The organism is Rhizobium sp. L9 (assembly GCF_002531885.1).
Taxonomy (GTDB): domain Bacteria; phylum Pseudomonadota; class Alphaproteobacteria; order Rhizobiales; family Rhizobiaceae; genus Rhizobium.
Genome location: NZ_NWSZ01000006.1, coordinates 201,038 through 222,110, shown reverse-complemented (window position 1 = coordinate 222,110; position 21,073 = coordinate 201,038). Strand labels below are relative to the sequence as shown.

Below are 21,073 nucleotides of genomic sequence, written 5' to 3'. Positions count from 1 at the left end.
GTTCTCATGATCCCGAACCGGCGTTCATCGCCTTGTCATGAGCGTCCTTTTAGTGCGGAAAACAGAACATTCCGCTAATAGGTTGGGTTAAAGATGATGGGTCCTCATAGTTAGGATTTTAACGATCCTTCCGGTGACGGCAGGAATATTCATTTTACACCAATGAGCTAAGATCATTTCAATGGAAATGCTCGACGCGGCTTCCGACGCGGCGAGTACAGAAATGATACGCAAAAGCGCGACCTCGGGTCAGTCAGCCGGCGGATAGGAATGCTCGCCGCCGCGGTAATCCGAGATGGAATAACACCCGTCGCCCGTCGTCCGAACAGTGCTTCCGCTGACAACGGCTTTACCATGACCGCCCGGGATGTCGAGAATGTAAGTCGGCTGGCAGAGGCCGGAAATCCGTCCGCGCAGCGCCGCGACGATCCTCTGCCCCTCCTCGATCGTCAATCTGAAATGGCTGGTGCCGGGCGCGAGATCGGGATGATGGAGGTAGTAAGGTTTGACGCGGATTTCGACGAAAGCCTTCATCAGTTCGGCAAGAATCGCAGGGTCGTCGTTGATACCCTTCAGCAGCACCGATTGGCTGACCATGACGATTCCGGCGTCGACCAAGCGCGCGCAGGCCGCCCGCGCTTCCATCGTCAACTCTCTGACATGGTTGGCGTGCAGCGCCACATAGATCGTCTGGCCACTTGCCTTCAGCGCGGCAATGAGCGCCGCATCGATTTTCTCCGGATCGACGACGGGGACGCGCGTATGGAAACGCACGATCTTCACATGGGCAATATCAGCGAGCGCCTCCATGATCTCGCGGAGTCGGCGCGGTGAAAGCACCAACGGGTCGCCGCCGGTCAGGATGACCTCCCAGATCTCCTGATGACTCCCGATGTAATCGAAGGCTGCCTCCATCGCCGCCGCATCGAGCGTGCCGAGACCCTGCGGCCCGACCATTTCGCGGCGGAAGCAGAAACGGCAATAGACCGGGCAGACATGCACGGCCTTCAGCAGCACCCGGTCCGGGTAACGGTGCACAATGCCCTCGACCGGGCTGTGGGCGTGATCGCCGATGGGATCGGCACGTTCTTCGGGCGCGACGATGAGTTCGGCCGCATCGGGCACGAATTGCCGGCCGATCGGGTCGTTGGGATCGGCGTGATCGATCAGCCTGGTGACGGCAGGCGTCAGCGCGATGGCGTAACGCGCGGCGACGGCCTCGAGCGCTGCGCGGTCGGCAGGCGCGGCAAGCCCCGCCTTCACGAGATCGTCGACGCTCTTGATTGGTTTGACGGCATTCATCTTCCGTACTCCGCGACCGGCGCCCACAGCACCTGGTCGATCCGCGACGCCCCCGTGGCCAGCATCACCAGCCGGTCGAAGCCGAGCGCGATGCCGCTTGCCTCGGGCATCAGCGACAGCGCGGCAAGAAAATCCTCATCGATCGGGTAAGTCTCGCCATAGATCCGCGCCTTCTCGGCCATTTCGATCTCGAAGCGCCGCCGTTGTTCGCCGGCGTTGGTGAGTTCGCCGAAACCATTGGCAAGCTCGACGCCGCAGGCATAGAGCTCGAAGCGTTCGGCAACCCGGGGGTCGCGCGGCGAGGGACGTGCAAGTGCTGCCTCCGAGACCGGATATTCGTCGAGAATGGTGATACGGCCGAAGCCGAGATGCGGCTCGATCTTTTCGACCAGCACCCGGCTGAAGAGATCGGCCCAGCCGTCGTCGCCGGCGACGCGCATGCCGACACGCCTGAGTTCGGCCGCCAGATGCTCGCGATCGGTCGAACCGTCGGCGGCAACGGAGGCAAGAAGATCGATGCCGGCATGCCGCTCAAAGGCTTCTGCGACGCTGATCCGCTCCGGACCGGCGAAGGGATCGCTTTCGCTGCCACGATAGGAAAGTTTGTCCGTCTTCACTGTTGCGGCCGCCAGCGCCAGGATCCGCACGCTATCCATCATCAGGCTCTCATAGCTTTCACCGGCCCGATACCATTCGAGCATGGTGAATTCTGGATGGTGCAACGGCCCGCGCTCGCGATTGCGATAGACATGGGCAAAACACGAGATGCGCTGTTCGCCCGCAGCAAGCAGCTTCTTGCAGGCGAATTCCGGCGAGGTGTGCAGATAGAACGGTGCCGCCTGACCGTCCGTCGTTATCGCTTGCGTCGCGAAGGCATGCAGATGCGCTTCGTTGCCGGGGGAGACCTGCAGCACCGCCGTGTCGACCTCGATGAAATCCTCGCGCGCGAAAAAGCCGCGAAGCGCAGCCTGAATCGCATTGCGCCCGATCAGGAATGGGCGGCGGTCGGCATGCACGGACGGGGTCCACCAGGGGGACGCTTTGGCCGAAAAGTTCATTCCAAGCTTTCTTCGCCGGAGAAGCCGGTATGGGGGTGGCTATTTCCCGGATTTTAGGTTAGTTGCGCCCCCAAAGAAAAACATTTGCGTCTTGGGGCCTCTCGACAGTCCTCTACGACGCCGAAAGCCGAGTTACAAGGAAGTCTTATGGTCAAGGTCATCGCCTCTTCGGTCCGCAAGGGCAACGTTCTCGACGTGGACGGCAAGCTCTACGTCGTTCTCACCGCCCAGAACTTTCATCCGGGCAAGGGCACGCCGGTCACCCAGGTCGACATGCGCCGCATCGTCGACGGCGTGAAGGTCTCCGAACGCTGGCGCACCACCGAACAGGTCGAGCGCGCCTTCGTCGAAGACGTCAACTTCCAGTACCTCTATGAAGATGGCGAAGGTTTCCACTTCATGAACCCGGCGACCTACGACCAGGTGGTCGTCAGCGCGGAAACCATGGGTGATCAGAAGGCCTATCTGCAGGAAGGCATGACCTGCATCCTGTCGATCCACGAAGGCATTCCGCTGGCGCTCGAACTGCCCCGCCACGTCACGCTCGAGATCGTCGAGACCGAACCGGTCGTCAAGGGCCAGACGGCATCCTCGTCCTACAAGCCGGCCATGCTTTCCAACGGCATCCGCACCTCGGTCCCGCCGCATATCGACGCCGGCACCCGCGTCGTCATCGCGACGGAAGACAATTCCTACGTCGAACGCGCCAAGGACTGATCCTGGTTTGATCGCGTGAAAAGGCCGGCTTCGACCGGCCTTTTTTCGTCCACTTGTCAGAGATGCGGGTTGCGCGGCCGGTATTTCTTGACGAGCTTCTGGTTGATCTCGGCTGCACCCGGCATGTTGGCGCTGAGATAAACTGGCGCATTGCCGCATTTCGAAAGCTCCGAGGCAACTTCGGCAAAGATCGCATTGATGATGGTCACCCCGACCGCCGTCGAGACCGGTCCGACCCGAAGTCCTGTTCCTTCGAGATCGACAACGGCGTCACCCGGCGGCAATCCGTTGTCGAGCACCACGTCGGCGACGTCGGCGAGCCGGCGGCGACCATTGGCGATCGCCGAGGAATAGGCGATCGACGTGATGGCGATGACCTTTGCGCCGATGTCGCGCGCATAGTCGGCCGCCTCGATCGGCGCGGCGTTCACACCCGAATTCGAGGCGATGATGATAACGTCGCCCGGCTGCATGCCGTAACGCTCCAGCATCGGCCGCACAAGGCCCTGTGTGCGCTCGTAGACCGAACTGATGACGGCGCCCTCATGCAGCATGGCGGAGCCGACAAGCACCGGCACGGTGAAGGCGAGCCCGCCGGCGCGGTAGTGCACCTCTTCCGCCAGCATGTGCGAATGGCCGGTGCCGAACACATAGACTCGCTTGTCGTCGCGGGCGGCATCGAGGATGACCGCCGCGGCCTGCGCCATCGGTTCGGCGAGCGCCTGCCTCAACGTCTCCAGCCGGCCGATCAGGTTGGAGAAATAGGCATCGGTAATGTCGGTCATCCCGCTTCTCCTTGCGTTCAGGCTGCCTCGCCGGCAAGCCAGGTGGCGGTGACAGTAAGCGCATCTGTCAGATGTACGAGATCGGCGCGCGCGCCCGGCGAGAGATGGCCACGATCGGCAAGCCTCAGGAAACGCGCGGGATAGAGGGTCGCCATGCGCAAGGCCTCGGCGAGCGTCAGGTCGAGATAGGTGACGCCGTAGCGGATCGCCGAGATCATATCGACGTCGGAGCCGGCGAGCGTCCCGTCGGAAAGCACGAGCTTCGAGCAGAAGCCGCCCCTTTCGCGCCGAACGGTGCGTCCGTTCAGCGTGAACGAGTCCTGTTGCGAGCCGACAAGCGACATCGCGTCGGTGACGAAGAACAGCTTGCCTTCGCCGCGCTTGGCGCGCAGCGCCGTGCGCAGGGCCTTTGGATCGACGTGATGGCCGTCGGCAATGATGCCGCACCAGGATGCGGGATGATCAATGGCCGCGCCGACCAGGCCCGGAGCACGGTGGCCCATCTGGCTCATCGCGTTGAAGAGATGCGTGACCCCGCGCGCTCCGGCATCGAACCGTTCCTCCGCCGCCTCGCTGGAACAATCGGAATGGCCGATACTGACGGTGACGCCGGCTTCGTCAAGCTCGCGCACCTGGGCGACCGTCACCTGCTCGGCGGCGATGGTGACGAGCAGCGTGCCGATCGACTCACGTGCCCGGATGAAGGCCTTGATGTCACTATCCTCCACCGGCCGCATCAGCTCGGCCAAATGAGCGCCCTTGCGGGCTGGCGCCAGATGCGGGCCTTCGAGATGCAGGCCGGCGACGCCGCGGTTTTCTTTCACAGCCTCCTTCGCCGCTTCGATAGCGGCACTGGTCGCCTCGGATATGTCGGTGATCAAGGTCGGCAGCAGCGACGTCGTGCCGTAAGGCCGATGCCCGCTGGCGATGATATCCATCGACGCTGGGGAAGGCTCATCGTTCAACATTCGGCCGCCGCCGCCATTGACCTGCGCATCGATGAAGCCGGCCGACAGGATGCCGCCCGCAAGAGCGACCGTCTCGCCATCGGGCAGGTCGTTTACCGCGATGATCGCTTCGACGCGGCCGTCGGCAACGATGAGCGCCTTGTCGTCATGGAAGCGCTCGCCGTCAAAGATGCGGGCGCCGACGAAGATCTTGCGGACCATCAGATCGTCTCCGTCACCTTGAGCAGGTTCGCCGGCCGGTCGGGATCGAAGCCCTTGCGGCGCGTCACCGATTCGATCAGCCGGTAGTAGACAAGCAGCGACACCAGCGGATCGATCAGGCCATTGCCCGTCGTCGGCACGCGCAGATTGATGCCGGGAAGCGGCTGTGCCGAAAAACCGACGGTGGTGGCGCCGAGCTTCTGCAGCCGCTCCAGCGCCTGGCCGTTATTGGCGAAGGCCGCATCGTCAGGCGCGAAGGCGACGATCGGAAAGCCGGGCTGCACCAGGCGCATCGGACCGTGCATCAGTTCCGCTAGCGAAAAGGCCTCGGCATGCAGCCCGGAGGTTTCCTTGGCCTTGAGCGCCGCTTCGAGCGCGATCGCAAAGGCCGGGCCGCGACCGGCCGTATAGAGCGAGGTCGCATGGAACAGCACATCTTCGGCCGCCGCCGTGTCGATGCCGGCGGTCGCCGAAAGCGCCTCCGGCAGTTTTTCAAGCGCTGCCTGCAGGCCGAACGTGCCGCCGATCGCGGCCGTCACGCCGGAAAGGGCGGCGACGGAGGCAATGAAGGATTTGGTCGCCGCCACACTCTTTTCGGCACCGGCGTTGAGACCGAGAACGATATCGGCCTGTTTGGCAAGCGGGCTGTCGGTGACGTTGACGACGGCGATGGTCGTCGCCCCACCCTTCTTCGCCGCCTCCTGCAAAGCCACGATGTCAGGGCTGGCGCCCGACTGCGAAACGGTGAAATGCACGCCGCCCTTCAGATGGAGGGCAGCGCCGTAGACGGAAGCGATTGACGGTCCCACCGATGCGACCGGTACGCCGCAGGTGATCTCGAAGAGATATTTGAAGAAGGTGGCGGCGTGGTCCGAGGAGCCGCGCGCCGCCGTGGTCACTACGCTCGGGCGGGCGGACGAAAACAGCCGGGCGATTTCCGCAAAGACCGGTTTTTCCTTTTCGAGAAGCGTGGCCACCACCTCCGGCGACTGGCCGGCTTCCTGCAGCATCAACGACTGGTTCTCACTCATGGTCATCTCCAATTCTCAATTCGGCAACGAAATCATAGGCATCGCCGCGGTAGTGCGAGCGGGTATATTCGACGACGCGCTGGTCTTCCAGGCGCGAGACACGTTCGATCAGAAGCGCCGGCGCGCCTGCCTTGACGTTCAGCATCGCGGCATAGGACGCATCGAGCGTGACGGCGGTCAGCCGCTGCAGCGCACGCACCGGTCGGTGGCCATTCGCCGCCAGCGCATCATAGAGCGATCCCTCGCCGCCGGCGTTCTCCCCCAGAAACTTGACCGGCACGACGGCGCGCTCGATCGCCAGCGGCAGGCCGTCGGCGAGGCGCAGACGGTCGAGTCTCAGAACCGGTTCGCCGGCGCCGAGGCCGAGCAGAAAGGATTCCTCCGGAGACGGCGTGTTGACCTCGCGTGACAAGATGCGCGCGGCCGGCAGACGCCCGCGCGAGCGCATGTCGGCGGAGAAGGAGGAAAGCCGCCAGAGCGACTGTTCCATGCGCTCCACCTTACCCGATACGAAAGTACCGCTTCCGTGGCGCGATTCCAGTGCGCCCGCCGCCATGAGGTCGCGATAGGCAGTGCGCACGGTGACACGGCCAAGCTTGAGAGCCTCGGCAAGGTCGCGCTCGCCCGGCAGCGCCGTGCCGGCCTTCAGCAAGCCCTCCTGAATGAGGCTGGTCAGCGCCTGCGCCAGCCGCTTGTAGAGCGGCCCGGCCAACGCTTCGTCGCGCAGGCCGCGTCTATTGAGTTCAGCTACTAGACTGGTTCTATCCATGGGCAGACAATAGAACCTATATAGAACCAATCGGCAAGTCTGAATCGGACAAGGCATAAGAAAAACCCTCTCCGGCAAACCGAAGAGGGTTCATAACGGTCAAATTTGACAGCCGTGCGTCTCTAGAATGCTCAGCTCTTGGTGAAGATGTAGTCCGTCTCCTGGCGCAGCACTTCGCCGGGGCGCAGGACCGCATTCGGAAAGCCGTCGTGGTTGATGGCATCCGGCCAGACCTGCGTTTCCAGGCAGAAGCCGGCGAACGGGCCGTATTTGCGCCCGCCGAGGCCGGGAGCACCTGTATTGAGCTTGAAGCCGGCATAGAACTGCACGCCCGGCTCGGTGCTGCGCACTTCCAGCGACACGCCGGAATAGAGGCTGCGGGCGAGTGCCACAGTCCGCTTGGCGGTGCGTTCGCGAGACAGGCAGAAATTATGGTCGTACAATGCCTGTTCATTGCCGACGAAACGCTTCATCGGAGCCATCTCGCGGAAATCGAATTCAGTGCCGGCAACGGGCCGGATTTCGCCGGTCGGCACCTGCTTTTCGTCGGTCGGCAAATAGTGATCGGCGGCGATCATGATGTCGTGGCCCAGCGCATCGTCGCGGCCGTCGAGATTGAAATAGGCGTGCTGGCAGACATTGGCGAGCGTCGGCTGGTCGCTTGTTGATTCGTAGGTGATCGACAGCTCGCCGTTGCCATGCACCCGGAACGTCGCCTGGATGGTGCAATTGCCGGGGTAGCCGGCGCGGCCGTCGGGATCGACGATCTTCATCACCAGCCGGTCAACGTCATGCTCGACGATCGTCCAGTTGCGCTTGCCGATGTTGTCGCTGCCGCCATGCAGATGCGTCACGCCGTTTTCGTTCCGCTCGAGCTGATAATCCTTGCCGTCGAGCGTGAACCTGCCGCCGCCGATGCGATTGGCGCAGCGGCCGGGCGTCGCGCCGAAATAGGCCGAGTAGAGCGGGTAGTTGTCGAACTCCTCGAAGCCAAGCTGCAGCGGCGCGTCATGTCCCGCAAGGCGCAGATCCTGGATGACCGCGCCCCAGGTGATGATCTTGGCCGTCAGGCCGCCGCCATTGATGACGACGCGATAGACGGTTTCGCCCGCCTTCGTCTGCCCGAAAACATCCCGCTCCAACTTATCCGACATAATCGACCGTCCGTTCCTTTGCGCGTCCGATAAGACGCGCGGCGCTGTAGAGTTCCGGACCGGAACCTGCCCGCATTTGCTCCAAACCGCAACCGGGCAGGTCAGAAAGAAATGCCGGTCAAAGATCCATGCCGATCTCTTCGACGTCATAGGGCGTCGTCTGGTAAATCTCATTGATCCAGTTACCGAACAAGAGGTGCGCATGGCTGCGCCAGCGGTTCTGCGGCGCAAGCGTCGGATCATTATGCGGGAAGTAATTATGCGGCATCTTGATCGGCACGCCGGCATCCACATCGCGGAAATACTCATCCGAAAGCGACGTGGAATCATATTCGACGTGGTTGAACATGTAGAGCCGCCGGCCCCTCTTCTCGTGCACGAGGCATACGCCCATCTCGCTGGATTCCATCAGGATTTCCAGGCTTGCGGATTTCTCGATATCTTCGCGGCGCACCTCGGTCCACCGCGACACCGGAACCTCGAAATTGTCGGAAAAGCCGTTCAGATAGATGGAGGAAGGCTTCAGGTTTCGGTGCCGGTAGACGCCAAAGGCCTTTTCCTTAAGCTCATATTTCGGAACGCCGTGGAAGTGATAGATCGCCGCCATCGCGCCCCAGCAGACGTTCATCGTCGAATGGACGTTGGTCTCGGTCCAATTAAAGATCTCCTGCATCTCTGCCCAATAGGTAACGTCCTCGTAGGGCAGAAGCTCGATCGGCGCTCCGGTGATGATGAAGCCATCGAACTTGCGCTGCTTCACCTCTTCCCAGGTCTGGTAGAAGGCGAGCAGGTGATCTTCGGATGTGTTCTTCGCCTTGTGGCCGCCGATGCGGATGAGCGACAGCTCCACCTGCAGCGGCGAAGCGCCGACGAGACGGGCCATCTGCAGTTCGGTCTTGATCTTGTTGGGCATCAGGTTGAGCAGGCCGATCTGCAACGGTCTTATATCCTGACGGATCGCCATCGTCTCGGTCATCACCCGCACACCTTCCTGAACCAGGGTTTCGAAAGCGGGCAGCGTATCGGGGATCTTGATGGGCATTTGCGGTCAACTCGATCGAAAATAAAAAACCGGCGGCGAAAAAATCGCTACCGGTCCGCACGCGGCCCTTTAGCGACTTTTTTAACGTGGCTGCAAGCCGGCCGGCCAAATCACCACGGAGTGCCTTAATTAGTCCCAGTTGAGGCGCGAATCAACTCCGAATGCATGCCGGAGCGGAGCGCCAAGAATCATCACAGTTTAATGACTGATAAAATCTGTTGATAGACCGGTAACGCCACCATGTTAATAATGACAGTATGGGCGGTGTTGGAAAAGCATGATGGCAGATAAGATCGAGGGGAGGCCGGGCACCAGGAGGCAGGATAAGGTTGGTTACGACTTCAGCCTGACATATCGCCTCGGAGTAATGTTCTCGGCATTCTGGAATTCTGAAGTGCGTGGCAAGGTGCTGTTTCTGGCAACCGTGCTGATCCTTGTCATCCTTCTGACAGCTTATGGCCAGGTCATTCTGAACGAGTGGAACGCCCCCTTCTATGATTCGCTCGAGCGCCGCGATCTCGGCGAATTCTTCCATCAGCTCGAAATCTTTGCGATGATCGCCGGCACGCTGCTGCTGCTCAACGTGCTGCAGGCCTGGCTGAACCAAATGACCGCGCTCTATATGCGCGAGGGCCTGTCGCGCGATCTCGTCAATCAATGGCTGAAGCGCAAGCGGGCGCTGCGGCTCGCCTCGAGCGGCCTGATCGGCGTCAATCCCGACCAGCGCCTGCACGAGGATTCCCGTAACCTCGCCGAAAGCACAACAGGGCTCGTTCTCGGCCTCTTACAGTCAACCATTCTTCTGGTGAGCTTCATCGGCGTGCTCTGGGAGCTGTCGAGCGGCTTCGTCTTCCACATCAGCGGCCACAGCTTCTCCATTCCAGGCTACATGGTCTGGGCAGCGATTTTTTATGCCGCCTCCGCCTCGGTGCTGAGTCAGGTCGTCGGCCGCAAGCTGGTCAAGCTCAATGCCGACCGGTTCTCGAAGGAGGCCGAGCTTCGTTTCACGCTGATGCATGCCAATGAGAACATGCCGGCAATCACCGTCGCTCGCGGCGAAGAGAATGAACGCCGGCGCATCAACACCGACATCAGTTCGGTGCTGAGGGTGGTCAAGCGGCTCGCCATGGCCAATACCAATCTCACCTGGGTTTCGGCCGGCTACGGCTGGCTCGTGATCGTTATCCCGATTATCGTTGCCGCACCCGCTTATTTTTCCGGCGGCCTCACCCTCGGGCAGCTGATGATGTCGGTCGGCGCCTTCAACCAAGTCAATACGGCGTTGCGCTGGTATGTCGCCAATTTCGGCCCGATCGCCGAATGGCGTGCCACGCTGATGCGCGTCACCGACTTCCGCCAGGCGCTGCTCGACATGGACGAGGACTTTGGTGTGAAGGGCAGCATCGCCTATGAAAACACCACCCCCGACAGGCTGACGCTGAAGGATGTGGTGATCAATGCCAAAATCGGCGAAGACATCGAGGAATGCGGCGGTTTTCGCCTGCGTGAAACCGATATCGTGATCAAGGCCGGCGAAAAGATCATGATCAACGGCGATCATAGCGTCAACCGCAAACTGCTGTTCCAGGCCTTGGCCGGGCTCTGGCCGTGCGGCAGCGGCACGATGGGTCTGCCGCCGATCGACGACATGCTGTTCGTTCCGCAGATTGCCTATATTCCGGGCGGCACTTTGCGCGAGGCGCTTGCCTTCCCCGAAAGCCCGGATGCCTACGAGCAGGCTGCCGTCGAGGCGGCCCTTGAAAAGGCCGGCCTGCACTCTCTGATCGCAAGGCTCGATACCCGCGCCCGCTGGGACAAGCTGCTCGACAGCGATGAGCAGAAGGCGATCGGCTTCGCGCGCCTGCTGCTGGTGCGCCCGCGTTGGATCATCTTCGACGAAGTGCTCGAGGGCATGGAGCCGGAATGGCAGGAGACGATGTGCAGCGTGCTGACTTCGATACCCGAAACGGGCATGATCTATATCGGCCGCTCTGAAACCTATCTGGAGGCGCTGCAGCCGCGGGTGCTGCATCTGCAGGCTCTGCCTTCGAGATCTGAAGAGCCGCAGCAGCAGGTCGCCCAGACCACCGGCGCCAGCGCTAGTGCGGGCGCAGCCGTCGTCCCCGCGCCGGCGCTTTAAGACCTCCCCATCAGCAGGAGTTTTACCTGCAGCGTGACGCGAGCGGCTGAGCGCGAGAGAGTCTCAGCCTTCGAGCTCTTCGCGCAGCATTTCGAGCTCCAACCATTCCTCTTCCATCTTGGACAGGCCGGCGCGCAGCTTTTCCATCTCGCTCGCAAGCTGATTGAAGGCGGCGGGGTCACGCGTGAAGAGACCGGGATCGGCCATGACAAGTTCGCGCTTGGCGAGCTCGGCCTCGGCTTTGGCCATCTCCTTCGGCAGATTTTCCAGCGCGAATTTCTGCTTGAAGGAAAGCTTGCCCTTCGAGCCTCCGCCGGAAGCTGTTATCTCCTGCGTCTTCGGCTTCTCCGCCGCCTTCTCGGCCTTCCGGCGCTCTTCGATCGCGCCTTTGCGCTGCGCCAGCATGTCCGTGTAACCGCCGGCATATTCGATCCATCGGCCGTCGGGCGCATCCGGTACGGCGGGCGCGATCGTCGAGGTCACGGTGCGGTCGAGGAAATCGCGATCGTGGCTGACGAGAATGACGGTGCCGGGAAAGCCGGCGACAATTTCCTGCAGGAGGTCGAGCGTCTCGATGTCGAGATCGTTGGTTGGTTCGTCGAGGATCAGGAGGTTTGCCGGGCGCGCCAGGATGCGCGCCAGCATAAGGCGGGCGCGTTCGCCGCCGGAGAGGCTTTTGATCGGCGTGCGCGCCTGTTCCGGCTGGAACAGGAATTCCTTCATGTAGCCGGTGACATGGCGCTGTTCGCCGTTTACGAGCAGGTTTTCGCCACGCCCGTCCGTCAGGTAGTTTGCAAGCGTATCCTCGGGGTTCAGGTCCTCGCGTTTCTGGTCGAGGGTGGCGATCTCCAGGTTGGTGCCGAGTTTCACTGTGCCGCTATCCGGCGAAAGCTGGCCGGTCAGCATTTTCAGGAGCGTCGTCTTGCCGGCACCGTTCGGTCCGACGAGACCGATGCAATCGCCGCGATGTACGCGGATCGAGAACGGCGTGACGATGGCCCGGTCGCCGAAGCTCTTGGTGATCTTCTCGGCCTCGATCACCAGCTTGCCGGATTCCTGCGCGTCCGAAACCGTCGCCTGCACCGTTCCTTGCGGTCCCTTATGGCCGCGATATTGCGAACGCATCGTCTGCAGCTCGCCGAGGCGGCGCATGTTGCGTTTGCGCCGGGCCGTGACGCCGTAGCGCAGCCAGTGTTCTTCGCGCTCGATCGCCTTGCCGAGCTTGTGCTGCTCCAGTTCTTCGGCCTCCAGCACCTGGTCGCGCCATGCCTCGAAATGCGCGAATCCCCTGTCGAGCCGGCGCGAGGCGCCGCGGTCGAGCCAGACGGTTGCCGTCGAGACTTTTTCGAGGAAACGACGGTCGTGCGAAATCAGCACCAGGGCGCTGCGGGTCTTCTGCAGCTCGCCTTCCAGCCATTCGATTGTGGGAAGGTCGAGATGGTTGGTCGGCTCGTCGAGCAGGAGAATATCCGGTTCCGGGGCCAGCACGCGGGCAAGGGCGGCCCGGCGCGCTTCACCGCCGGAAAGGGTGTTCGGATCTTCTTCGCCGGTCAGGCCGAGATGCGACAGAAGATAGGTGACGCGATAGTGGTCGTCGCCCGGTCCCAGCCCGGCCTCGGCATAGGCCTGAACGGTCCGGAAGCCGGCAAAGTCCGGGGCTTGTTCGAGATAGCGCACCGTCGAAGACGGATGGCGGAAGACCTCGCCGGACTGCGCCTCGACCAGGCCGGCGGCAATCTTCAGGAGTGTCGATTTGCCTGAGCCGTTACGCCCAACGAGACAGATCTTGTCGCCGGGCTCGACCTGCAGCGAAGCGCCCGCCAGCAGCGGTGCGCCGCCGAAGCTCAGGAAGATGTCGTCGAGTTTCAGAATGGGAGGGGCCAAAATCAGACTCCGGAAAGATCATAGGGTCGGGCAAGCACGATCGCCCGGCCGCTCTCGAGCGAAAAGCGAACCTTGCCTTCCGCGACATTTGAAATGGTGCGCGATGAGCCGAAAGGCAGATGGAAATCCGTGAGCGGATAGCGCGCATTCTCGATGGAGAGCCCCTTCAGCTCGCTGAACCCGGGGACGGAAAACAGGCAGCCCTTGGGAAGGTCCAGTTCGATCGTGCCGGCGGGCAGCGGAACGGCCTCTTCCTTGCCCGAGGTCAGCAGGACGTCGAAACCCTGCTCAGCAAGACCGACGGCCGACAGCAGGTGCTGAAGCGCATGGTCGGAGCGTTCGCCGCCGAGCGCGCCGGCGAGGATCAGCCGCCGGGCGCCTCGGGCGACCGCTTCCGATACCGCGATCTCTCCGTCCGTTGCCGCCTTTGCTGCGGGATAGGGTTGCTTTGGCACATCGAGAAAGCCCGCTTCGAGCTCGGGGGGCGTCGAATCGAAATCGCCGACCCAGAGCTCAGGCATGACACCAAGCGCCGCCGCATGCCGCATGCCGCCATCGGCCGCGATGAAACGGCTGCCGCCGATCGCGTGGCGCAGGCGTTCCGTCAGGCTGAGTTCGCCGCCGAGCAGAATGGTGAAGGTGGATTGGCTCATGGGCACTGCCCTTAGCGCAAACGGGGGGGCGAGGGGAAGGGGCACCGACGGACGGCGCTTTCGCCTCAACCGGGCGTGTCCTTGTCGCGCGAGAGAAAGATCGCCTCGTAGCCGCCAATGAAACGTTCGAACAGCGTCGCGAAGCGCTCTATATCTTCGTGCGGCCAATCGGAGACGATCTCGGAAATGATGGCCATTTTCTGCGCGTGGATCTCGGCAAGCAGCGCCTGGCCGGCCTCGGTGATGACGACGACGATCCGCCGCGCATCGGCCTGGGAGGCTTCGCGGCGCAGCACGTTGCGCCCGACCATCTCGGCCACGACCCGGCTGGCACGCGACGGGTCGATGCGCAGCATCTCCGCGATCAAGCCGACGGTAACCTCGCCGGGCGACTCAGCCCGCCGCACGGCGTCCAGCACGTCGAGATGGGAAAGCTCAAGGCCCGGTGCGGCACTCTGGATCGCCAGCCTGCCGATCAGCCGTCGGCCGGTCATCAGGCGCATGCGTGCCATGCTCTTACCGATGCGAGGCAGGTTCTCATCGTCCGGCTCGGCCCGACCGTTGGACAGGATCTTCGTCAGCGTCTCATTCATGACGGCACCATAGCAGAGCGGAGGTTAAAATTGAATATGCCGGAGTCACTCATGTGCCGTTGACAACTCCATGCTAATGGCACATAAAATGGATCAAACTCGGAAATATGCCCCCATGGACATGCAGCCCGCGCCTGCGCCGCTCGTGACGGATAGTCGTCGCCGGCTTATCCTCTTCTTCTTTCTGATGACCGCCATGTTCATGGCCACGCTCGATAATCAGATCGTCTCCACGGCCCTGCCGACGATCGTCGGTGAGTTCGGCCATCTCGAGCGTTTCGGTTGGATCGGCTCGGCCTACCTGCTGGCGCTCAGCGCTGTCATGCCACTCTACGGCAAGCTTGGTGATCTCTTCGGCCGCAAATATGTGATGATGACGGCGATCGCAATCTTCACCACCGGCTCCGCGGTCTGCGGTCTCGCCGTCTCGATGAACACGCTGATCGCCGCCCGTGTGCTGCAGGGCCTCGGCGGTGGCGGCATCATGGTATCGATCTTTGCCGTCAACGCCGATCTGTTCGAGCCGCGCGAGCGGGCGCGCTATCAAAGCTATTCCAGCCTCGTGCTGATGGCTTCAGGCGCGATCGGCCCGGTGCTCGGGGGAACGATGAGCGATCTCTTCGGCTGGCGCTCGATCTTCCTCGTCAACGTGCCGATCGGTTTCATCGTGCTCACCGGCCTTGCCTTCATGCTGCCCTACCGCAAGCCGCATCGGCGCCCGAAGATCGATTATGCCGGCGCACTCCTGATCGCGCTGACGACGACGAGCATCGTGCTTGCCACAGACAGCAGCGAATTGTTCGGCGCGTTGGTCTCACCACAGAGTATCGGCATCGTCGCCTTCGGCGCAGTCTGCGCCGTCACCTGGGTGTTCGTCGAGCGCCGCGCGCCGGAGCCGATCGTTCCCCTGCAGCTCTTCCGCAATTCGACCTTCAGCCTCCTGCTGCTAATATCGGTGATGGGCGGCGGGATCGCCATCGGCATGGTCAATTATCTCGCTCTCTTCCTACAGACGATAACCGGCCTTTCCCCATCGGCCGCCGGCCTTCTGTTCATTCTGCTGACCGGTGGTCTCGTCTGCGGATCACTGTCCGCCGGGCGTATTATCTCGATGACCGGCCGCTACAAACCCTTCGCCATCGCGAGCCTCACCTGCAGCGCCATTGCCTTTGCGCTGATGTCACAGGTCCGTGCGGGAACGCCAATCGCCTTCATCGGCGCGATCATGATGCTGCATGGCATCGGCATCGGCCTTGCGCAGCAGGTCCCCGTCATCGGCGTGCAGAATGCCGCCCCCGCTCGCGACGTCGGCGCCGCGACCGGCTCGGTGACGCTCTCGCGCATGGGCGGCGCCTCAATTGCCATTTCGATCTATGGCACGATCATCGCCTCCGGGCTCGGCAAGGTCGGCGCTCCCATTCCCGGTGTCGCCGATATCGAACAGCTGACGCCGAAGATGATGGCCGCCCTTCCCGAAGCAAGCCGCCAGGCCGTCGCAGATGTCTATGCCGCCGCCTTCTCGCCCCTTTTCATGACTTCCTGCGCCATTGCCCTGATCGGCCTTGCTGCCGCAATGATGCTGAAGCCCGTGCAGCTGCCCCGCACCGGGGAAATGAAGCGACCGCAATCGGCGGCGGCGGAAGCGGTGGAATAGCGGGCCGCATAACAGGAATATTCACCAGCAGACGTTCCATTATCGCGCAAATAAATTAAAAGTTGCGATTTTCTTGCGGGACTGCCGTTTCCCAGCCTGTTACTTCAATCGTGCCGTTCTTTTTCCGTGCCGGCGACAAATCTATGCCTGGTGACGGAACTTTCGCCATAATTTCATCCGAGCGAAGGGAACCTCGATGCCTGAGGCTTGCTAAAATGCAACGGCGCCACAATTAAACAGAGTCTCGCTATGCAACCGATGCGTAAATCAGTTACAGCAACGACGTGTATCGGCTTAGCATGCGGCGCGAGATCAGGGGTGCGCACCCGTTGAGTTCCCCTTGCCAAGGCCGGTCCCCATCTGCGGCAAACCGGCAAAACAGCGACATGATGCGGAGAACCAGACTGGACAGCTTGACGACGTGGAAATCGCCCGCGCTTTCCAGTGATGCCATCTCTGCGACGCGGCGCTTCGTCCATCGCCTGATGCTGCTTTCAGCCGTCGCAATGGCGCTGAACGGGTGTCAGCCGCTGATCGAACAATCCTACCAGCCGAGCATCTCGCCTTCTTCCAATCCCCAGATCGTCGACGAGGTGCAGAAGAACGATCCGCGGGCGATGATGGGCGCCCGCGAGCATCCGCGTATCGTGGCAAGCTACGGCGGCGAATATAAGGATGCCAGGACCGAGCGCCTCGTCGCGCGCATTGCCGGCGCACTGACGGCAGTGTCGGAAAATCCGAGCCAGTCCTACCGGATTACCATCCTGAACTCGCCTGCGATCAACGCCTTTGCGCTGCCGGGCGGGTATCTCTACGTCACCCGCGGCCTGCTCGCGCTTGCCAACGACGCCTCGGAAGTCGCCGCTGTGCTGTCGCACGAAATGGGCCACGTGACAGCGAACCACGGTATCGAGCGGCAGAAGCGCGAAGAAGCCGAAGTCATCGCCAGCCGCGTCGTCGCCGAGGTCCTCTCGAGCGACATTGCCGGCAAGCAGGCGCTGGCCCGGGGCAAGCTCAGGCTTGCCGCCTTCTCCCGCCAGCAGGAACTGCAGGCCGATGTCATCGGCGTGCGCATGCTTGGCGAAGCCGGTTACGACCCCTATGCCGCCGCCCGCTTCCTCGATTCCATGGCAGCCTACAGCCGCTTCATGTCGGTCGACCCGGAAGCCGACCAAAGCCTCGACTTCCTTTCGAGCCATCCGAACTCCGCCCAACGCATCGAGCTTGCCCGCACCCATGCGCGCGCCTTTGGCCAGGAGGGGACGGTCGGCGACAAGGGCCGCGATTATTATCTTGACGGCATTGACGGCCTGCTCTACGGCGACAGCCCGGAAGAGGGCTACGTGCGCGGTCAGACTTTCCTGCATGGCGGCCTCGGGATCCGCTTCGACGTGCCGGCGGACTTCAAGATCGACAACAAGGTCGAAGCCGTGATGGCCACCGGCCCCAACGACATTGCCGTCCGCTTCGATGGCGTCGCCGACAACCAGAACCAGAGCCTAACAAACTATATCTCCAGCGGCTGGGTGACCGGTCTCGACCCGTCGACCATTCAGCAGATTACCGTCAATGGCATGGAAGCAGCCACTGCGCGCGCAAGTGCCGACCGCTGGGATTTCGATGTCACCGTCATCCGCAACAATGCGCAGATCTTCCGTTTCCTGACCGCCGTGCCGAAGGGCAGCGATGCCCTCGAACCGACGGCCAATGTTCTGCGCGCCAGCTTCCGGCGCATGACACCGGCGGAAGCTGCCTCGCTGAAGCCGCTGCGCATTCGCGTCGTTACCGTGCGGCCCGGCGAGAACATCTCGACGCTTGCCGCCCGCATGATGGGCACCGACCGCAAGCTCGATCTCTTCAAGCTCATCAATGCCCTGCCGACGGGTGCGGCCGTTTCCCCCGGCGACCGCGTCAAAATCATTGCCGAATAAAAAAGCCCGGCTGGCGCCGGGCAGTCGGTGCTGCTGGAGCGGAAAGACGTTCAAGCGTAGGCCGCCATATGCGGATCGGCGCTGACCAGCGCGCTGCGAAGCTTTTCCATCGCCCGGCTTTCGATCTGGCGCACGCGCTCCTTGGAAATGCCGAGATCGGCGCCGAGTTCTTCGAGCGTGGCGCCGTCTTCCGCCAGGCGCCGGGCGCTGATGATCTTCATCTCACGTTCGTTGAGATGTTTCAGCGCCGAGGCGAGCCAGACGCGGCGCCGCTCGCCGTCGATCATATTGGAAACCTGCTCGTCCGGCAGCGGATCGTCGCTGACGAGGAAATCCATCTTCTCCGCGCTCTCGGCATCGCCGGAGACGGAAGGCGCCTGCAGTGAGGCGTCGTTGCCGGAAAGCCTGGCATCCATGGTCTGCACATCGGCGAGGCTGACGCCGAGAGCCGCCGCGATTTCCTGATGAATGGATTGCAGTGTCAGTTGCGTATCGCCCCTGGCAAGCTTAGCGCGCAGGCGGCGCAGATTGAAGAATAGCGCCTTCTGGGCCGAACTGGTGCCGCCGCGCACGATCGACCAGTTGCGCAGGATATAATCCTGGATCGACGCCCTGATCCACCAGCTGGCATAGGTCGAAAAACGCACGTCACGTTCGGGTTCGAAACGTGCGGCGGCTTCCAGCAGGCCGACATAGCCCTCTTGCACGAGGTCGCTCATCGGCAGACCGAAATTGCGGAACTTGCCGGCCATGGAGATTACCAAGCGCATATGCGCCATGGCGATTTGGTTGCGCGCACCGCGATCGTCGTGATCTTTCCAGCGAGTGGCGAGATCATGCTCTTCCTGGCGGGCGAGATATGGGGCGGCCATCGCGATTTTGATCATGCGCCGATCTGCAGACATGTTCTTCATTTCGATCTCCCGAAACAGGCCTTCGCCCTCAAAATGAACAATAAAACTCACCTTCCGGAACATCGCTGTCCGGACTGAATGGGTTCCGAATGCAAAAGGGCCTCACCCTGGACTTCTCAGGGAAAGGCCCTATTTCCTATCATGTGCCGCTAAGACGGCTGGGTCGGACCTGTTTCTTCACGTTGCCGAACGGGCAATATTGAAAAGGCATGAGCCGCTCCTCACCGAATATTGACGGAATAGCAGTTCGCCCGACGAGCCAGCGCCCGACGAGCAGTCCGCAATTACGTGTGATAAACGCGTCAGTCGGGAAAAAGTTCCAATAAAAAACCCGGCGCAAAGGCCGGGTTTTTTATTGGGAGAGACAGGCTGCCTTAAGCGGCTTCGTCCTGCGAATCGTCTTCTTCGATCGCCTTGCCGCGCTTCGGACCCTTATTAAGGTTGGTCTCGACGAGGCGGACGGCTTCGGTTTCCGACATCTTGTTGACGGCGGCAATTTCGCGCGCCATGCGATCGAGCGCTGCTTCGTAGAGCTGGCGCTCGGAATAGGACTGTTCGGGCTGGTTCTCTGCACGATAGAGATCACGCACGACTTCAGCAATGGAAATCAGATCGCCGGAATTGATCTTGGCATCATATTCCTGGGCGCGGCGGGACCACATGGTGCGCTTAACGCGCGCCTTGCCCTGCACAACCTTCAACGCACGATCGACGAAGTCCGTTTCCGAAAGCTTGCGCATTCCGATGCTCATCGCCTTGGCGACCGGAACCTTCAGGCGCATCTTGTCCTTCTCGAAATCGATAACGAAAAGTTCGAGCTTCATGCCGGCAACTTCTTGCTCTTCGATAGCGGTGATGGTACCGACGCCATGAGCGGGGTAGACGATCGATTCACCGGTCTTGAAGCCGTGACGTGCTGTAGAAGGCTTTTTCTGCTGAGTCGTCATTCTATTCAAAAACTCCCTGTTACGCTTCCGGCGGCGGCCGGAGCCGGGTCAGTCAGGCCCGGATGAGACGGGTAGATCCGTCGGGTGACTTCACTCTGGTCCCATCAGGCAAAAGCAAATGTGTCTTGCGCGCCATCTTGGGATGCGACGCTCAAGGCGTTGATATGTCACGGAAACCGTGGGACGGATTGGTTTTGCTTTCGTGATGGTTTTGGGCATGCGTCATGCCACAAATGGAACAGTGCACGGAACCTATCACAAAAATATGAGGAAATCAATAATTTGCTTCGCCTGAGTCATGCGAGCAACACAGATCACCCATATGCCAGACGCAGGATTTAAAACGTTTCACCGCATGGCCGCTCAAATGCAGCGGCCGAATCGCGCAGGGTCTTAGTCGCCGGAACCGGGTTTTTCGGAGAAGTATTTCTCGAATTTTCCCGTCTGGCCGTCCATTTCCTTGGCCTCCGGCAACGGGTCCTTCTTGACCGTGATATTCGGCCAGATGCTGGCATACTCAGTATTGATCTTCAGCCACTTGTCGAGGCCCGGCTCGGTATCCGGCTTGATCGCCTCGGCGGGACATTCCGGTTCGCAGACGCCGCAATCGATGCATTCGTCGGGGTGGATGACGAGAAAATTCTCGCCTTCATAAAAGCAGTCGACAGGGCAGACTTCCACGCAATCGGTGTATTTGCACTTGATGCAATTGTCGGTCACGACATAGGTCATGAAGAACTCCAGGATTTCATGCGGATGGGACCGGGCAACCTGGAACGTCGCGCCTATCCCCGTGCCGGGCGAAAAGCGTGGACAGGCTTGGCAGGCAAGCACGCTTCCGGCAGGTTTTCAGTGACCTATCGGCTTTAGCGGCGGATTTCAAGGATAAACGATCTGCAAAAGCCGCCACCACAGACAGAGTTTTCTAATCCTCGTCCGACATCAACCTGTCGATTGCACGTCTTTCCTTTTTGGTCGGACGGCCGGTACCGGTCGCACGGGTCGCTTGCTCAAACGGCGTGAGACGTTTTGTCTCATCCGGCGGCAGGGACTGGTCATCATAGAGCAGGCGAGCCTCTTCATAGGGACCCCGCCGTTCCCCGGCGAGACGCACGATGAGAATGACGTCGCGCCGCTCCAGCGTCAGTTCGACGCGGTCGCCCGGCTTGACCGTCTGGCTCGGGTGACTGCAGCGCTCGCCATTGATGCGCACATGCCCTGACTGGACGTGGCTCTGGGCCAGCGAGCGCGACTTCACCACGCGCGTGAAGAACAGCCACTTGTCGATGCGCTGGCGCGAACCGCTTGCCGGCTGTGTCTCCCCGCCCAT

At 61.6% G+C, this 21,073-nt stretch carries 19 protein-coding genes and 1 riboswitch; of the genes, 4 read left to right on the top strand and 15 right to left on the bottom strand.

All coding sequences use genetic code 11. The features are described from left to right. Positions 1 to 249 precede the first annotated feature (249 nt). Entirely contained in the window at positions 250 to 1,302 is a 1,053-nt protein-coding gene (locus CO660_RS07985; protein WP_097598271.1) for a lysine-2,3-aminomutase-like protein, read from the bottom strand. Beyond that, positions 1,299 to 2,360: an EF-P lysine aminoacylase EpmA gene (gene epmA, locus CO660_RS07980; protein WP_097598270.1), complete on the bottom strand. Its 1,062-nt coding sequence runs from the start codon at positions 2,358 to 2,360 to the stop codon at positions 1,299 to 1,301. Before epmA ends, CO660_RS07985 begins: the two co-directional genes overlap by 4 nt. A 147-nt stretch (positions 2,361 to 2,507) precedes the next feature. On the opposite strand from epmA, the gene efp reads away from it, so the two are divergent. Then, positions 2,508 to 3,077, top strand: a complete 570-nt coding sequence (efp, locus tag CO660_RS07975) for an elongation factor P (protein ID WP_064696465.1) — start codon at positions 2,508 to 2,510, stop codon at positions 3,075 to 3,077. A 56-nt stretch (positions 3,078 to 3,133) separates the two neighbouring features. On the opposite strand, the gene CO660_RS07970 is transcribed toward efp, so the two are convergent. The 6 genes from CO660_RS07970 to metA all read right to left on the bottom strand — a co-directional run bounded on the left by CO660_RS07970 (position 3,134) and on the right by metA (position 9,027). Beyond that, positions 3,134 to 3,862, bottom strand: coding sequence for an SIS domain-containing protein (locus CO660_RS07970; RefSeq protein WP_097598269.1), 729 nt, complete (start codon positions 3,860 to 3,862; stop codon positions 3,134 to 3,136). A gap of 17 nt (positions 3,863 to 3,879) precedes the next feature. After that, the gene (gene nagA, locus CO660_RS07965; protein ID WP_097598268.1) at positions 3,880 to 5,031 is read right to left on the bottom strand and encodes an N-acetylglucosamine-6-phosphate deacetylase; all 1,152 of its coding nucleotides are present in this window, start codon (positions 5,029 to 5,031) and stop codon (positions 3,880 to 3,882) included. Next, positions 5,031 to 6,062: an SIS domain-containing protein gene (locus CO660_RS07960; protein WP_097598330.1), complete on the bottom strand. Its 1,032-nt coding sequence runs from the start codon at positions 6,060 to 6,062 to the stop codon at positions 5,031 to 5,033. The genes nagA and CO660_RS07960 overlap by 1 nt, the downstream gene beginning before the upstream one ends. Continuing rightward, entirely contained in the window at positions 6,055 to 6,831 is a 777-nt protein-coding gene (locus CO660_RS07955) for a GntR family transcriptional regulator (protein ID WP_097598267.1), read from the bottom strand. The genes CO660_RS07960 and CO660_RS07955 overlap by 8 nt, the downstream gene beginning before the upstream one ends. Before the next feature lie 131 nt (positions 6,832 to 6,962). Further along, positions 6,963 to 7,985: an aldose epimerase family protein gene (locus tag CO660_RS07950; protein ID WP_097598266.1), complete on the bottom strand. Its 1,023-nt coding sequence runs from the start codon at positions 7,983 to 7,985 to the stop codon at positions 6,963 to 6,965. 118 nt (positions 7,986 to 8,103) lie between these two features. Further along, a complete protein-coding gene (metA, locus tag CO660_RS07945; protein ID WP_020922563.1) occupies positions 8,104 to 9,027 on the bottom strand; it encodes a homoserine O-succinyltransferase in 924 nt (307 codons plus the stop codon). A 49-nt stretch (positions 9,028 to 9,076) separates the two neighbouring features. Next, a riboswitch (SAM riboswitch) is annotated at positions 9,077 to 9,154 on the bottom strand. Between the two features lie 153 nt (positions 9,155 to 9,307). Here metA and CO660_RS07940 point away from each other — a divergent pair. After that, a complete protein-coding gene (locus tag CO660_RS07940) occupies positions 9,308 to 11,167 on the top strand; it encodes an ABC transporter ATP-binding protein/permease (protein ID WP_097598265.1) in 1,860 nt (619 codons plus the stop codon). Between the two features lie 63 nt (positions 11,168 to 11,230). Here the strand turns inward: CO660_RS07940 and CO660_RS07935 are convergent, their stop codons facing one another. From CO660_RS07935 to CO660_RS07925, 3 genes are all read right to left on the bottom strand, one after another. Beyond that, positions 11,231 to 13,051: an ABC-F family ATP-binding cassette domain-containing protein gene (locus tag CO660_RS07935; RefSeq protein WP_097598264.1), complete on the bottom strand. Its 1,821-nt coding sequence runs from the start codon at positions 13,049 to 13,051 to the stop codon at positions 11,231 to 11,233. Positions 13,052 to 13,053: 2 nt separating this feature from the next. Then, positions 13,054 to 13,704, bottom strand: coding sequence for a thiamine diphosphokinase (locus CO660_RS07930; protein ID WP_097598263.1), 651 nt, complete (start codon positions 13,702 to 13,704; stop codon positions 13,054 to 13,056). Between the two features lie 65 nt (positions 13,705 to 13,769). Continuing rightward, on the bottom strand, positions 13,770 to 14,297 hold the full coding sequence (locus CO660_RS07925; RefSeq protein ID WP_097598262.1) for a MarR family winged helix-turn-helix transcriptional regulator: 528 nt from the start codon (positions 14,295 to 14,297) through the stop codon (positions 13,770 to 13,772). 115 nt (positions 14,298 to 14,412) lie between these two features. On the opposite strand from CO660_RS07925, the gene CO660_RS07920 reads away from it, so the two are divergent. Then, the gene (locus tag CO660_RS07920; protein ID WP_097598261.1) at positions 14,413 to 15,951 is read left to right on the top strand and encodes an MDR family MFS transporter; all 1,539 of its coding nucleotides are present in this window, start codon (positions 14,413 to 14,415) and stop codon (positions 15,949 to 15,951) included. Positions 15,952 to 16,337: 386 nt separating this feature from the next. Beyond that, positions 16,338 to 17,882 carry a M48 family metalloprotease gene (locus CO660_RS07915; protein ID WP_097598260.1) on the top strand — a complete coding sequence of 515 codons (1,545 nt, stop codon included), beginning with the start codon at positions 16,338 to 16,340 and terminating at the stop codon, positions 17,880 to 17,882. Positions 17,883 to 17,932: 50 nt separating this feature from the next. On the opposite strand, the gene CO660_RS07910 is transcribed toward CO660_RS07915, so the two are convergent. From CO660_RS07910 to CO660_RS07895, 4 genes are all read right to left on the bottom strand, one after another. Then, entirely contained in the window at positions 17,933 to 18,796 is an 864-nt protein-coding gene (locus tag CO660_RS07910; protein WP_011427212.1) for an RNA polymerase factor sigma-32, read from the bottom strand. Positions 18,797 to 19,170: 374 nt separating this feature from the next. Beyond that, the gene (locus CO660_RS07905) at positions 19,171 to 19,743 is read right to left on the bottom strand and encodes a CarD family transcriptional regulator (protein ID WP_011427211.1); all 573 of its coding nucleotides are present in this window, start codon (positions 19,741 to 19,743) and stop codon (positions 19,171 to 19,173) included. A 393-nt stretch (positions 19,744 to 20,136) separates the two neighbouring features. Beyond that, complete coding sequence (gene fdxA / locus CO660_RS07900; RefSeq protein WP_011427210.1) at positions 20,137 to 20,475, bottom strand: ferredoxin FdxA; 339 nt, start codon at positions 20,473 to 20,475, stop codon at positions 20,137 to 20,139. A gap of 193 nt (positions 20,476 to 20,668) precedes the next feature. Continuing rightward, positions 20,669 to 21,073, bottom strand: a complete 405-nt coding sequence (locus tag CO660_RS07895) for an RNA-binding S4 domain-containing protein (RefSeq protein ID WP_097598259.1) — start codon at positions 21,071 to 21,073, stop codon at positions 20,669 to 20,671.